This window comes from Mesorhizobium sp. CU3, from assembly GCF_006442965.1.
GTDB lineage: Bacteria > Pseudomonadota > Alphaproteobacteria > Rhizobiales > Rhizobiaceae > Mesorhizobium.
Map to the genome: position 1 here is coordinate 36,050 of NZ_VFWX01000016.1, position 13,660 is coordinate 49,709.

General features: G+C 63.3%; 13 protein-coding genes. 4 read left to right on the forward strand and 9 right to left on the reverse strand.

Features of this window, described 5'->3' with window-relative positions; translation table 11 throughout:
• Positions 1-22: 22 nt before the first annotated feature.
• A complete protein-coding gene (locus FJ988_RS22690; protein ID WP_140820576.1) occupies positions 23-2,800 on the forward strand; it encodes a tetratricopeptide repeat protein in 2,778 nt (925 codons plus the stop codon).
• Here the strand turns inward: FJ988_RS22690 and FJ988_RS22695 are convergent, their stop codons facing one another.
• From FJ988_RS22695 to FJ988_RS22705, 3 genes are all read right to left on the reverse strand, one after another.
• Positions 2,801-4,906, reverse strand: a complete 2,106-nt coding sequence (locus tag FJ988_RS22695; protein ID WP_140820577.1) for a molybdopterin-dependent oxidoreductase — start codon at positions 4,904-4,906, stop codon at positions 2,801-2,803.
• Between the two features lie 64 nt (positions 4,907-4,970).
• The gene (locus FJ988_RS22700) at positions 4,971-5,705 is read right to left on the reverse strand and encodes an SMI1/KNR4 family protein (RefSeq protein WP_140820578.1); all 735 of its coding nucleotides are present in this window, start codon (positions 5,703-5,705) and stop codon (positions 4,971-4,973) included.
• Between the two features lie 242 nt (positions 5,706-5,947).
• The gene (locus tag FJ988_RS22705) at positions 5,948-7,825 is read right to left on the reverse strand and encodes an ABC-F family ATP-binding cassette domain-containing protein (protein WP_140820579.1); all 1,878 of its coding nucleotides are present in this window, start codon (positions 7,823-7,825) and stop codon (positions 5,948-5,950) included.
• A gap of 81 nt (positions 7,826-7,906) precedes the next feature.
• Here FJ988_RS22705 and FJ988_RS31440 point away from each other — a divergent pair, with 81 nt between their 5' ends.
• Together FJ988_RS31440 and FJ988_RS22710 are read left to right on the forward strand one after the other, a co-directional pair.
• On the forward strand, positions 7,907-8,032 hold the full coding sequence (locus FJ988_RS31440) for a hypothetical protein (protein WP_281407756.1): 126 nt from the start codon (positions 7,907-7,909) through the stop codon (positions 8,030-8,032).
• Between the two features lie 370 nt (positions 8,033-8,402).
• On the forward strand, positions 8,403-8,594 hold the full coding sequence (locus FJ988_RS22710) for a hypothetical protein (protein ID WP_140820580.1): 192 nt from the start codon (positions 8,403-8,405) through the stop codon (positions 8,592-8,594).
• Between the two features lie 101 nt (positions 8,595-8,695).
• Here FJ988_RS22710 and FJ988_RS22715 read toward each other — a convergent pair whose 3' ends face one another.
• From FJ988_RS22715 to FJ988_RS30920, 5 genes are all read right to left on the reverse strand, one after another.
• On the reverse strand, positions 8,696-8,965 hold the full coding sequence (locus FJ988_RS22715; protein ID WP_140820581.1) for a hypothetical protein: 270 nt from the start codon (positions 8,963-8,965) through the stop codon (positions 8,696-8,698).
• 27 nt (positions 8,966-8,992) lie between these two features.
• The gene (locus FJ988_RS22720) at positions 8,993-9,436 is read right to left on the reverse strand and encodes a MucR family transcriptional regulator (RefSeq protein WP_140820582.1); all 444 of its coding nucleotides are present in this window, start codon (positions 9,434-9,436) and stop codon (positions 8,993-8,995) included.
• A 353-nt stretch (positions 9,437-9,789) separates the two neighbouring features.
• Positions 9,790-9,999 carry a hypothetical protein gene (locus tag FJ988_RS22725; RefSeq protein WP_140820691.1) on the reverse strand — a complete coding sequence of 70 codons (210 nt, stop codon included), beginning with the start codon at positions 9,997-9,999 and terminating at the stop codon, positions 9,790-9,792.
• A complete protein-coding gene (locus tag FJ988_RS22730) occupies positions 9,992-10,918 on the reverse strand; it encodes a DMT family transporter (protein WP_140820583.1) in 927 nt (308 codons plus the stop codon). The genes FJ988_RS22725 and FJ988_RS22730 overlap by 8 nt, the downstream gene beginning before the upstream one ends.
• A gap of 145 nt (positions 10,919-11,063) precedes the next feature.
• The gene (locus FJ988_RS30920) at positions 11,064-11,897 is read right to left on the reverse strand and encodes a hypothetical protein (protein ID WP_181183637.1); all 834 of its coding nucleotides are present in this window, start codon (positions 11,895-11,897) and stop codon (positions 11,064-11,066) included.
• A 111-nt stretch (positions 11,898-12,008) separates the two neighbouring features.
• Between FJ988_RS30920 and FJ988_RS22745 the strand changes: the two genes are divergently transcribed.
• Positions 12,009-12,980 carry a LysR substrate-binding domain-containing protein gene (locus FJ988_RS22745; protein ID WP_140820584.1) on the forward strand — a complete coding sequence of 324 codons (972 nt, stop codon included), beginning with the start codon at positions 12,009-12,011 and terminating at the stop codon, positions 12,978-12,980.
• Positions 12,981-12,996: 16 nt separating this feature from the next.
• On the opposite strand, the gene FJ988_RS22750 is transcribed toward FJ988_RS22745, so the two are convergent.
• Positions 12,997-13,485: a hypothetical protein gene (locus FJ988_RS22750; protein ID WP_140820585.1), complete on the reverse strand. Its 489-nt coding sequence runs from the start codon at positions 13,483-13,485 to the stop codon at positions 12,997-12,999.
• Positions 13,486-13,660: the final 175 nt, after the last annotated feature.

Here is a 13,660-nt window from a genome sequence, read left to right on the forward strand (position 1 = left end):
CCTGTGTCCGAGGGGGGCACCCATGCTGCGGCCAATTCATGTCCTGGTTCTTTCCTGTCTTCCGTTGATGCCGTTTTCCGGCGCGGCGTTCGCTGCGCAGCAACCCGCCGACAAATCCGACGATGCGGCCAAGAAGGCGGCGCTCGACGCGGCGAAGAAGGCCGCGCTCGCCGAAGCGATCAGCATCTGCGACAAGGGGGCGGCGGTGCCGCTCGACCCTGAGGCCAAGGCGCCGCCGGTTCAGTATGGCGAGCTCTTTCCGCAGGATTTCGACCTCAGCAAGCTCAAGGTCTTGGCCGACAAATGCCAGGCGGCGATGCTCGGCGCGCCGCAGGAAAAGCGGCTGACGCTTGAATGGCTGCGGGTCCAAGTCGCGCTTAACGACAAAGGGCTGCCCTGGCTCCTCCCGCAGATCAAGCTCCTGGCCGACGGGGGCAGTCCCGAGGCGAATTACCTGCTCTACGAATATTTCTCGGTGCATCGCAACGACGGCGCGGATGCCGGTCCGCCGCTGGTCTCGCGCGAGGCGGCGCTCGACGCCTTGCGGAAATCCGCCGATGCCGGCCATCTCACCGCCCTGTGGACGTTGCTCAACCAGTATGGCAGCGGGCCGTTGCTGCGCCGTGACGCGCGCAAGGCGGTCGAGACCGCGCGGCGCATCGTCGACGCGCCGGCACAGGGCCAGTCGCCCGGCGAATGGGATGCCCGGATCCGCGCCGCCATGCCGATGCTGATTGCGCAAGCGACGCTGGAGAAGGACGGTTTCACCAGCGACGAACAGAAAAAGGCCTTTGACGCCGTGGAGGCCGATGCCAAGGCCGGCACCAACAGCTCCGGACGATCCGTTATCGCCTATATCACGGCGCTGCGGCTCGGCCGCGGAACAGAGCAGGACGCGGCGAAGGCCAGGCAGTTGCTGGAGGCGCGGATCGGCAGCGACCAATATGCCATTCCGGTGCTGGCCGACATGCTGGCCAAGGGCGAAGGCGGCCCGGCCGACGGCAAGCGCGCCATCGCCGTGCTGCGCGCCGCCACCAAGAACGTCGCCGACGCCGGGCCGATGCTCGCCGGCCTGCTCATGGACGGCAAGATCGTCGGCCGCCAGCCGCGGGAGGCGATCCAACTGCTCAATGCCTCGTGGGATCTCGACGCCGGCATCAGGCTTGCGGGCATCCTCCCCGACTATGACGGCATTCAGGTCGACAATCCCGAACAGCTGATCGCGCGCCTGAGCGATGCCGCGGTTGCCGGCGAGCCAGGCGCCGGGCTGGCGCTGGCGCGGCTGCAGCTCTCGGACGACCAGCAGTTCAAGAGCGAGGACGTAGCGCGCGCCATGCTGAAGCCGCTGGCCGACGCAGGCGACCGCGATGCGCTCTGGCTCTACGCTTCGACGCAATACGCCAATCTCGATTCGACCAGCTACCGGCCGTCGCGCCGCGACGACGGCTTGAGCGACGACGAGCTGAAAGCGCTGATCGTGGAAGGCGAAGGCAAGAAGGAAGCGCAGGCCTATCTGCTGCAGGCAAAGCTCTTGCGCAAAGGCGTGGTCTACGAGCAGGATGACGCCAAGGCGACCGCGATGCTGATCAACGCCGCCAATCTCGGTAGCGTCGAAGCCATGGTGCTGCTTGGCGACGCCTATGACGACGGGCTCGGCATCGATAAGAACCCGCGCGAGCGGCTACATGCCTGGCGCGAGGCGGCGCGGCTCGGCTCGCTCAAGGCCAAGGACAAGCTTGCCAGCGCCTTCACCTTCGACAGTTTCGATCATCTGATGACGCTGCGCGAAGGCATCACCGACCGCATCGCGCTCTACAATGACGGCATCGGCAGGATGGGTCTCGGCGTGTTCGGCAACGATGCTGCCAGCATGGAACTGGCCGGCCTGTTTTCCGGACCGGCGTCCAGCGCCGGCACGGCAGCGCTCGCGGCCGCGGTGATGGACGCGTTTCGCGAGGCGCCGGCCGGGCTCGAGGACCAGAACCTGGTCGGCATCGGCAAGGCGCTGCCGGACGATATCCGCGTTGCGATCGAGACCACGTTGAAGAGCGAAGGGTTTTATGCCGGCGAGCCGAAGGGCTATTGGGGTCCGGACGCGCGCAAGGCGCTTGCCGCATGGGTCGATGCCAAGGGCCCGCTTGGCGACGCCCCCAGTCTGCAGGCCGCGGCTGCGCCAGCCGCGCCGGCTCCAGGCGGGCTCGACGCCGCAACCGTCGAGCGCGTCGGCAAGAAGGTGTTCGCCCAGGCTGAAGCCGCCAAGACCGACAAGCAGAAGATCGCCGCCATCAAGCAGTTCGACCTGCTCGCCCGCTATGGCGACCTCCCCTCGCGCTGGGCGCTGGTACGCAACTACCATCAGGCCAGGGTCGTGCGCGCAGTCGTCACGCCTGAGGAAGTTACCCGCTACGCGCTGGACATCCTCGTCTCGAAGCCGCAGGGCGTCGACAAGCCGGAGTTCGAGTTCATCTTCGACCTGACGCAGATCGCGCAGGACCGGAAAGCGAAAGCGGTCGGCAGCGCCACGCTGCAGGCCATCCGCGACGATCCGCGCCTGCAGGACCCGCTGACGCTCGGCACCATCATGGGCCAGTTCGCCTTCGCGCCGGACGCCTGCGACTCCGTGCTGGCCGCGGCCCGCAAGGCCGGCATCGACGGGATCGGCTCGGATGGCTGCGACGAGCAAACACGCACGGCATTGATCGCCTACGCCAAGGACAAGGGCGCATCCGGCACCGATGCCGCGGCGCGCAAGGCAGCCGCGGACGAGATCAAGGCACTGGACGCCCAGGCGGCGAAGTAATCAGAGGGCGCGCAGCCAGACCTTGTTGTCGTGGAAGGCGGCACCGCCATAGGGGGCCGGCGCGTCGGCGCCGGTCAGCACGTTGATCCCCTCGCCGCGCTCATGCGCGCTGTTCGGCCAGATGCCTTCGGCCACGACCACGCCGCGCTTCACGCCGGCGAAGAATTTCGCGTGCAGCACGAGATCGCCGCGCCGGTTGCCCACCTCGACACGGCCGCCATCCTCGATGCCGAGCGCCGCCGCATCGTCCGGATGCAGAAGCAGTTCCGGCCGGCCTTCCTTGGCTTTGGACACCGGCGTCTCGGCAAAGGTCGAGTTCAAAAAGTTGCGCGCCGGCGAGGTGGTCAGCCGGAACGGGTGCTCCTCGTCCGCCACCTCGATCAGCTCGACATGATCGGGAAACTCCGGCAGCCGCTCGAGCGGACCGAACAGGCCCATGCTCTTCGGCGGCCGATTGGGTGCGGCTTGCCCTGTCCAATCGGGCCGGAAGTGGAATTTCTTGTCGGCATGGCCGAAGCCGTTGATGAAATGCGCGTCGTCGAAATCGGGCTGCATATCGACCCACTTCTCAGCCTTCAGACTGTCGAAGCTGCCTATCCCGCGCTTGCCCAGGATGACGTCGATATGCTCTTTCTCGGTCAGGCCGAAGCCCGGACGGTCGCCGACGCCAAGCCGCTTGCCGAGTTCCTCATTGACATAATGGTTGGTGCGCGGGCCTTGCGGCGGCTCGATCAGCTTGGGGCCGAGCGTGATGTGCTGGTTGCCGCCGCCCTTGTAGATGTCGTCGTGCTCCAGAAACATCGTCGCCGGCAGCACGACATCGGCGAGCATGGCCGTGTCGGTCATGAATTGCTCGTGCACGCAGGTGAACAGGTCCTCGCGCAAAAAGCCCTGCTTCACCAGCCGCTGCTCGGGCGCGACATTCACCGGATTGGTGTTCTGGATCAGCATCGCCGTCACCGGCGGACCGCCATAGAGCGCATCCGCCGCGCCCGTCAGCACCGGGCCGATGCGCGAGTGGTCGAGATAGCGGATGTCCGGATCGCGCATCGCGGTACCTTCGAGCACATCCTGGTCCAGCTTGAAGATGCCCGAATTGGAATGGAAGGCGCCGCCGCCTTCATACTGCCAGGCGCCGGTGACGGCGGCGATCGAAGCTGCGGCATGCATGTTGATCGAACCGTTGCGCTGGCGGGCGAAGCCGTAGCCGAGGCGGAAATAGGTTTTCTTCGTCGTGCCGACGATATGGGCGAAAGCTTCGATCTCGGCGACATCGAGACCGGTGATGGCAGCCGCCCACTCCGGTGTCTTGCTCAGAAGATGCTCTTCCAGTCCGCGCGGATCGTCGGTGTATTTTTCGAGATAGGCGCGGTCGGCGAGCCCATCGCGAAATAGCACATGCATGACTGCGCAGGCGAGCGCGCCGTCGGTGCCCGGCTTCAGCACCAGGCCGAGATCGGCCTGTTTCATCGTGGCATTGTCGTAGATGTCGATGACGACGATCTTGGCGCCGCGTTCCTTGCGCGCCCGCATCGCATGGGTCATGACATTGACCTGCGTGACCACGGCATTGGTGCCCCAGATCACCACGCAATCGGCCTTCGCCATCTCGCGCGGATCGGGACCGCGCAAGGCGCCCGCCCCCATCATCCAGCCGGTCCAGGCGAGATTGGTGCAGATCGAGCCGAAGAAGCCGGAATATTTCTTGGCATGGCGCAGGCGCTCGATGCCGTCGCGCTGCACCAGCCCCATGGTGCCGGCATAGTAGTAGGGCCAGACCGTCTCGGAGCCGTACTTTTCCTCGGCCGCGATGAACTTTTCCGCGACGAGATCGAGGGCTGCCTCCCAGCTCGCTTCCTTCCAGGCGCCCTCGCCTTTGCCACCGGCGCGTATCAGCGGCTTCAGCAGCCGGTCGGGGTGGTGGACGCGGTCGGCATAACGCGCGACCTTGGCGCAGACGACGCCCGACGTGTAGCTGTTCGCCTTGGCTCCGTAGACGCGGCCGATACGGTTGCCATCGAGCAGCTCGACTTCGAGCGCGCAGGTGGAAGGACAGTCATGCGGACAGGCCGAATGGCCGATCCGGAGCTTGGCGTGCTGGTTCATGGCGGCGTGTGTAGCGGGTTTCTCCGGCGGCGTGTAGGGCCAGTCAACGCGGATCGTCGCCGTGCTATTCGCCCGAAAGGCCAATCATCTCGATGAGTGTGTCGAAGTCAGGTGCGATTGGCAAAACGCTTTCGTCGAAATTGCTGTTTGTCATGTCGAACGCGACCACCGGGCAAGATCCATCAGAGCGAAGATCGAATGCTATTGCTTGGCCGGCGCCGTTGCCGCCGATAACGAAGAGGCCGGGAAAGAACTCTTTGAATCTTCCTGCCTGCACCGTCTCGATGACCTCTTCTGCGGGATCCAGGACAAACCACCACGGCTGCACTGGCAGTGGACCTTCGCCACCGTTGCTGAGTACGAGAAAGCTGAAATAGGACTGAGGCAGCACCATGGGTGATACACCCCAGAGCTTTCCGATTGCGGCTTCGGATGCTCCATCGTTCTTTCGCCACTCCCTACACTCAAGCAATGCACCCACATTGCGTGCAGTTAGTGTCTCGCCCAGTGTCCGGACAGAGTTGAACCGATCGGTGATCTCAGAGAAAATCAAGTCGTTGTATTTATTGAATTCCTGGTCGTCGCGATTGAAGTAGGCGTAAATGCCGAGTTGCACCTCCGCTTCGTACAGAATGCTGATGAGGCGGTAATTCGCGCCATGATCAGCTCCGAATTCAACCCGCCGTAAAATCTGCAAAGCGCGTTCAGCTGCGACTGGATCGAATTGGCGTTGATGAAGGCCGAGGTAGAACCCATCCTCGCGCGCAAACTCGTTCATGAACTCGTCAATGACTGACATGGGATAACCCGGTTGCAATGGGGTGAGATTAACCAGGCAAGGCGGCGCCGTGTAGGGCCAAAGGATTAATCCCCCTCGTAGAGGAGACCTCCGGCAGGACAGAGTGATGTGAAAGGACGCGGCCTTGGAAATGGCTTGCTTTAGCCAAACCGGCAGTCGATCGAGTAACGAACTGGCATGTTGGCGGGACAGCGCCCCCTGCCCTGCCGGGCATCTCCCCCACAAGGAGGGCGATCAGCCAATCACTCCGCAATCCCCTCTTCATACTCCGCCGACATCGCCAGCCATTTATCCTCGTTCTGCGCCAGCGTGGCGGCCAATTGCGAGCGCTCCTTGGCCAGACGCGTCGCGGTCGAGGGATCCTTTTCGTAGATCGCCGGGTTGGCGAGCTCGTCCTCGATCAGGTCGATGCGCTTGCGGATGCGGTCCATCAGCGCCTCGGTGGCGCGGATTTCTTTCGCCAGCGGCTCGAACGCGGCGCGGCGCTGGGCGGCCTCGCGGCGGCGGTCGGCTTTCGAGGCCTTGTCGGCTTCCTTCTGCTCGCGGCGGTTGGGCGAGACGCCGGTGACCAGCGTCTTATAATCCTCGAGGTCGCCGTCATAGGGGTGGACGGCGCCGTCCTTGACCAGCCAGAGCCGGTCGGCGGTCGCCTCGAGCAGATGGCGGTCGTGCGAGATCAAGATCACGGCGCCGGGAAAATCGTTGAGCGCATGGATCAGCGATTCACGGCTGTCGATGTCGAGATGGTTGGTCGGCTCGTCGAGAATGAAGAGGTTCGGCCCCTCGAAGGCGGACAGGCCCATCAAAAGCCGCGCCTTCTCACCTCCGGACAGATCCTTCGCGGCGGTGTTCATCTTCTCGGTCGCCAGGCCGAATTCGGCGACGCGAGCGCGCACCTTGGCTTCCGGCGCATCCGGCATCAGCCGGCGCACATGCTCATAGGCGTTTTCCTCGGGACGCAGATCGTCGAGCTGATGCTGTGCGAAGATTGCCACCTTCAGGCCCGGCGCTACAGTCACCGTACCGGTTTCGGCCTTGAGGCGGCCGGCGAGCAATTTGGCGAAGGTCGACTTGCCGTTGCCGTTGGCGCCGAGCAGCGCGATGCGGTCGTCGGCATCGATGCGCAGCGTCATCTTCTTCAGGATCGGCTTGCCCTCGGTGTAGCCGACATTGACGCTGTTCAACGCCACGATCGGCGAGGCGACCGTCTTCACCGGCTCGGGGAAGGAGAACGGCCGCACCGTGTCGTTCACCAGCGCCGCGATCGGCTTCATCTTCTCCAGCGCCTTCAGGCGCGACTGCGCCTGCCTGGCCTTCGAGGCTTTCGCGCGAAAACGCTCGACGAAGGACTCCATATGCTTGCGCGCCGCTTCCTGCTTGACGCGGCTCTTTTCCTGCAACTCTCGTTGCTCGGTGAGCTGACGCTCGAACTGGTCGTAGCCGCCGCGCCAGAAGGTCAGCTTCTGCTGGTCGAGATGGACGATGGAATTGACGGCGCGGTTGAGCAGGTCGCGATCGTGCGAGATCAGAAGCACGGTGTGCGGATATTTCGAAACGTAGTTCTCCAGCCACAGCGTGCCTTCGAGGTCGAGATAGTTGGTCGGCTCGTCGAGCAGCAAAAGGTCGGGCTCGGAGAAGAGCACCGCGGCCAGCGCGACGCGCATGCGCCAGCCGCCGGAGAATGACGAGGCCGGGCGCTTCTGCGCGGCATCGTCGAAGCCGAGGCCGGCCAGGATGGTGGCGGCGCGGGATTCGGCCGAATGGGCGTCGATATCTGCGAGCCTTGTATGAATCTCGGCGATACGGTGCGGATCGCTGGCGGTCTTTTCTTCTTCAAGCAGCGCCTGGCGCTCGACATCGGCCTTGAGCACGATCTCGATCAGCGGCTCTTCGGTGCCCGGCGCTTCCTGCGCAACCTGGCCGATACGCGTGTTCTTGGGCAGGCTTATCGAGCCGGTCTCGGACGGGAAGTCGCCGGTGATCGCCTTGAACAGCGTCGTCTTGCCGGTGCCGTTGCGGCCAACGAGGCCGGCCTTGGTGCCGGCCGGCAGGGTTAGCGAGGCATGATCGAGAAGCAGGCGCCCCGCCATGCGCAGCGAGAGGTCGTTGATGATAAGCATGGCCGGGCTTTTGCACGGGACATAAGCGCTTCGCAAGAGAAATGCCGGGGAACCAGATCGAGCCTCGAGCGTTTGAGGCCGGTGATCCGCTATTTCGCTCTCGCCTTCATCTTCTTTCAGGTCGCCACGACGGCAGCGTTGGCGACGCAGGTGATGCTGTTCGAGGACCAGAGCGACGCCGCAACGCCCTACGACTTGCCCGACTGACGGGTGTCGGCGAGGCAACGCTGCCCGGCCGGTAAACCTTCTGGCGACGGGCGGCCGCTCCCCACAACTTCACCGTCAGCGACGATCGCCATGGCCTTGCTTAAGAATCGCCATGGCCTTGCTTAAGATCAGACCGGCGAAGGAAGACGACCGCAAGTTCCACCTATTCCTATATTAGTGTGGCAAAACCGATACCACCAAAAAAAGTGGCCGAAATCTTTTGGTCCAATCCGGATGCTTACCGAAAATTGATTTTGTTTTTATCGCGTTCCTGCGAACCTGCGAATGCGCCGTGAGTCGTGCGTAGGCGCCAAAGATTGCTTTGCCCAATGAACTTGGCCAATTGAACTGGCTATGTCAGGAGCTCACGATGGACGGGGCGGCCAACGATCTACGCACGCTGAGATATGTCGCCGAGATCACGCGCAAACTGGCGAAGATGCTGTCGCGCACTCGCTATCAGATGCTTGTCTATCTTCTTGAAATGACGGCGGTCGAGGCTGAGAGCCTTGCCGACGAGCGGGATCCCAAGCGCGGGCGGCCGACCAGGCGACCTCAATAAAACGACAGGAGCGTTTCGTAGAGCGTTTTCGCAGCGTTCACGGAAGGGGCGAACCTCTCCAGCTACGCGCGTTTCATGGAACTGCTATGCCTGCCCGAGCGCTACCGAGTGTTCGCAATGAGGCGATCCAGAATGGCCAGGCATTTCAGCCGCCTGGCTTCGATATCCTGTCGACCGGCGCATTCGACGATGGCGCGCTCGAAATGATCGAGCGCGCCAAGTGCGGCCAGCATATCGCCGATCGGCTTGCCCGGCGAGAACAGGACGCGGCGCGCCTTGACGCCTTGGCCCGCGTCGACCGAAGACTGCACCGCCACCCTGCGGCGCAATGCGCCAAGGGCGACCAGATGGTCGCGCCAAGACGATGACACGACATCATCCGCCACAGGCAGCATGCTTCAGGCCTTGGCCTTGCGCTTGGCCTTGCCTGCGTCGCCGGCGGCCGGCTTGCGGCCGAGGCCGGACGATTTGGCCAGCGCCGAGCGCGTGGCCGAATAGCTCGGCGCAACCATCGGATAGTCGGCGGCCAAGCCCCATTTGGCCCTGTATTCGTCCGGCGTCAGGTTGTGATCGGTCGCGAGGTGGCGCTTCAGCGACTTGAACTTCTTGCCATCCTCCAAGCAGATGATGTGATCGGGGAAGACGGAGCGCTTCGGGTTGACGGCGGGCGTCAGCGCCACGGCCTCCTTAGGGGCTGCGCCGCCGGCCAGCTTGCGCACCGATGCGCTGACACTTGCGATCAGATCAGGCAGGCCGGAGGCCGGGAGCGGATTGTTGCCGACATAGGCCGAAACAATGTCGGCCGTCAGTTCGATTGCTGTTTTATCGTCGATGTTGGACAATTTTTTCACCTTGTGCCGGCCTTCAATTCGCCAGCTATTTTGAAGACTTTTCTGTGGTGTATCGAATTGGACAAGCCCCCCAACGGACCGCCCAGAGTCAGTAAAGCTACGCGACTCAATACAGGGGGATGTTTCTACGCGGACCGCAAACGCGCAAGTTAGGAATTCTAATAGCTATAGCATGCACGCTATAGCGCCGGCGGTCCGGCCGGATGCGTAAAAGGCGCAACAGCACTTCGATATGCAGTAAAAGTTGCTGAAAGAACGAAGTCCAGGTCAAGTGCCGGCGTCTACCAGGTTGCGCCGGCTGGACGACCGACCATGCCCGATTCGGCAGCCAAGTGACCAGCCGCTCATTTTGCGGCGGCGTGGCCCCTGAATTCCGCGGATGACTTGTCGGCCAGGATCTCCAGCACGCGCTTCCAGCGCGCGCAGCGGCTGAAATCCTTCTGCTCGATGGCCTTTTCGGCTTTCATGGCGGCATAGAGCGGCGCCTCGGCGCCGAATTCCTTTTTCAGCCAGCGCGCTTCCTGCCTGGCGCGGCGTTCGTCCTCGTCAACCATTGTCGCGGGCATGGTGCTGAGCCTCCGTACCTTCGATGCCGACCGCAAGGCAACTGCCGATGACGAGGACGGCGCCGGCAACAGCCATCCTCGACAGGCTTTCGCCCGACAGCGCCAGGAGAAGCGTTGATGCGATCGGCGTGAGATAGGCGACGATCGCGATCCTGCCGCCCTGGTCGAGCTTGGCCGCGCGCGACCAGCAATAGTAGCCGAGCCCCATCGGGCCGGCGCCGAGGTAAAGCCCGAGCACAAGATCCGCGCCTGCCGGAAGGGCGAATCCGTCATGCAGGCACCAAGCGAGAGTGAGCGCTACACCGACCAGCGCCGAGGGCAGCAGGAGCCGCTCAGGTGCGACGCCGAGGCGGCCGACCGCGAGCGAATAGAAAGCCATGCAGAGCGCCGAGCCGAAGGCCGCGCAATAACCGGCGAGGCTGCCTCCGCCGGTCCAAGCCTCCCCGGACCAAAAATGGGAACGCCCGCCTGACATCACCAGCGCCACGCCGACGAAACCGGCCAGCGCCGCCAGCCCAAGCAGCCAGGGGCGCCGCGGCCGGCCAAGCACGATCACTGCGGCGGCCATCATCAGCGGCCAGGTATAGGCGACGAGATTGGCCTCGATGACCGGCATGGAGGCAAAGGCGATATATTGCAGCATCATGGTGCCGACCAGGCCAATGAATCCGACGGCATAGGCAGCGAGCGCCACGCCGCCCTTCATTCCTTGCGGGCGAACGGGAGAAAAGAACCCGATCAGCGCGAAGACCAGCGCGGCGCCGCAGAACTGCAGGAACTGCACATGCGATACCGGATGAGCGGCAAGCAGCGTCTTGCCGACAAGCGCGTTGGTGGCCCACAGGCCTACCGCGCCGAAGGCGAAGGCCGGCGCCGCGCCGGACCAATTGCGTTGCCTTTCAACCATGACCGGACCTGGGCTCCGCGACCTCGAAGGCGACTGGCGGCCAAAGCGGGACGCAACCTGCTTCGGCCCTCCACCCCGGCCGCATTTCCGCGACGCCAAGAGATTCCATCTGGCCGCGAAATGCTCAAGCGACGTCATCGCCTACCTACCATGACTCCCGCGCGCCGCCGGAAACCGGTTCGGCGGCCGGCTGCGGCACGGGATGCTCCTCGGCATGACGCCGATAGGCGGGCAGCTGATTGGTCCAGACATCGTCGGCAAGCTCGTTGACCCAGGCGCGGTCGTGGTCGTTGTCGGCGGCAAGGTAGAACATGCGGTTGTCGTCGACATAAGGCTTGGTCGCCGAGCGCTGGTTGAGCACCAGGGTGACGCGGTTCCCGAGCTGGATCGGGGCGGTGCGGTGCAGTACGCCGAGGAACTGGCCGAGCGTGGCGTAATTCATCTTGTGGTCGATGCGCATGATCTTGTTGCGCGGCAGCTCGCGGCCCGTCTCCAGGATCGCGCGGCCGGTCTCGGAATCGTCACAATAGATCTCAAGATGGCCGCCGATGAGAGGGTCGCTGATCGACAACGGGATGAGTTCCGTCACCGGAACGCCGTCGCAATGCCATTCCACGGCGCCGTCCTTGGGATTCATGAAGGTGACGGTCGAGCCGACGATCGACAGCGGGTACGGTTCGAGCTTGGTGCCCATCATGTCGGATAACCGCTCCAGGCGCAGTTTGTCGTGCAAAAGTTCCTTGATCTCCGGGATGTAGCGGTCGGCGCCGGTGATGAAGGTGAGGTCGAGATGCTTGTGCACGGCATGGCTGGACTTGAGCTTGAGCGCCGCCTCCTCGATCGCGGCAAGCAAATCAGGATCGTAGCCGTGGCGATACTGAGCGACACCGAAGGTCGATACTTTCCAGGCGGTGTCGTGACCAATGATGGCCTCGCGGCTCATCGCGCAGCGCAATTCGGGGATTGTGTGAGCGTTCATTCTACTTCTCCAAGGTGGGGGCAACACTTGGTTAACAGTCAATTAATCATACCCCCCTGTAAATTTAGGAATGCTGGTGGTAGCGTAAGCCCAGCTTAAGGTCGAAACCCGGTGCGTCTGCTCAGTCAGGTCAACCTAAACTCACTGAAAATCGTGGAGAGTGCCGCGAGGCACCGGAATTTCACGCGTGCCGGCGAGGAGCAGTTCATCACCGCCTCGGCCGTCAGCCAGCGGGTGAAGAGCCTGGAAGACCAGTTGCGCTTCAAGATATTCGAGCGCGGCGGCAACGCGGTGTCGCTGACGCCGGAAGGCGAGACCTATGTTGCGCGCGTGCGCGAGGCACTCGAGCGGATCGTGGCGGCCAGCATGGAGGCGACGGGCCAGTCGCAGGCGCATGTGTTGAGGATATGCGTCTTGCCGACCTTCGCAGCGCGCTGGCTGTTTCCCAGGCTGCTCTCCTTCCAGCGGCAATTTCCCGACATCGAGATGCGGGTGTCGACTTCCTATGCCACGCATGAATTCTCGACGTCGGAATACGACCTCGAGATCCGCTACGGCGACGGCAATTTCCCGGGCCTGGCCTCGGAGCTCCTGTTCAAGGAGGATCTGACGCCGGTCTGCAGCCGGAGGCTGTTCCACGAAGTGCTGGGCGACAAGCCGCTATCCATGGTGACGCCGGAGGATCTGCGCTACTTCACGCTGCTCCACTCCGACACCTGCACGCAGAACTGGCAATCGTGGCTGGGCTTTGCCGGCGCGAGCTTCGTGCTGGGCGAGACCAGAAGCGTCTATTTCGACAGTTGCATGATGTCCTACGAGGCGGCCAATGCCGGCATGGGGTTTGCGGTGGCCAATCGCGCCTATATGGCAAGCGACATCCGCGCCGAGCGGCTGGTGGCGCCCTTCGCCGTCCACCACCCCAACACCGCCGGCTGGTATTTCGTCAGCCCGATCAATGCGCTCGGCGCCCGCAAGGTGGAATTGTTCAAGCGGTGGGTCGTGGCCGAGGCGGCGCTGACGCAGCGCCAGCTCGACCAGGAGATCGACGGCGTACCGGTGAGGCGCCGCCAGGCGATGGCGTGAGCCTGCTGGTTACCGGCTACCACCGCTCCCGCGTGTTTGTCTCGATGCCTCTGGTCTCCAATATCCGGCCATCGGCACCGATTGCGGCCTCACGGAGATGGTATTTGGGCTTTGGTGCTCTTGCGATGAGATAGCTCATCTGCACGACCGATACGCCGTCCTCGTAGAGCCGGGCCGGGAAGCGTAGCCATTCGTGGCTGGAATGCCTGACAATGCAGCAGCCGGGATTGGCCGCCATCAATTCGCCAGCGGAAGCGTAGGTGATCGACCCATGGTTCCATTTCGCAGCGTCGGTTGCCGCAATCGAAATCAACTGACGGTCGCTGAGGCGTTTCTGATAATTGTAGGCGACCGCCCATGCGACCAGCGCCGCGATAACGAGCGACGCGACAACGAGCAAAATGGCAAGAACCTTCCGCATCTTTTTCCGGGAGTGTGCAGATCCGCCGGACAATAGGCCGTCACGGGTGAAGCAACAGGGCAACACTTTGCAGATTTTCGCCATTTATCCGGGCGATTTCCTGCAGTTGTCCACCAATCCCTCAAGCCGTTCCATGACGTAGCGGCAAGACTCAGCTATCGTCTGTTTTGCGGCGGGCCTGATTTCCCGCTTGGCCGGCGCTATCCAGCTTCCTCCCAAGCAGCGCCGGCCTTCTTCGTTGAGCCCTGAGCATAAGCCA

What these genes read in the sequence shown, in the direction of transcription:
- FJ988_RS22710 (WP_140820580.1), top strand. Translation starts at nt 8,403, where the DNA reads ATGGACGGGGCGGCCAACGATCTACGCACGCTGAGATATGTCGCCGAG.
- FJ988_RS22750 (WP_140820585.1), bottom strand. Translation starts at nt 13,485, where the DNA reads ATGGCGAAAATCTGCAAAGTGTTGCCCTGTTGCTTCACCCGTGACGGC.
- FJ988_RS22700 (WP_140820578.1), bottom strand. Translation starts at nt 5,705, where the DNA reads ATGTCAGTCATTGACGAGTTCATGAACGAGTTTGCGCGCGAGGATGGG.
- FJ988_RS22725 (WP_140820691.1), bottom strand. Translation starts at nt 9,999, where the DNA reads ATGGTTGACGAGGACGAACGCCGCGCCAGGCAGGAAGCGCGCTGGCTG.
- FJ988_RS22730 (WP_140820583.1), bottom strand. Translation starts at nt 10,918, where the DNA reads ATGGTTGAAAGGCAACGCAATTGGTCCGGCGCGGCGCCGGCCTTCGCC.
- FJ988_RS22695 (WP_140820577.1), bottom strand. Translation starts at nt 4,906, where the DNA reads ATGAACCAGCACGCCAAGCTCCGGATCGGCCATTCGGCCTGTCCGCAT.
- FJ988_RS22690 (WP_140820576.1), top strand. Translation starts at nt 23, where the DNA reads ATGCTGCGGCCAATTCATGTCCTGGTTCTTTCCTGTCTTCCGTTGATG.
- FJ988_RS22705 (WP_140820579.1), bottom strand. Translation starts at nt 7,825, where the DNA reads ATGCTTATCATCAACGACCTCTCGCTGCGCATGGCGGGGCGCCTGCTT.
- FJ988_RS30920 (WP_181183637.1), bottom strand. Translation starts at nt 11,897, where the DNA reads ATGAACGCTCACACAATCCCCGAATTGCGCTGCGCGATGAGCCGCGAG.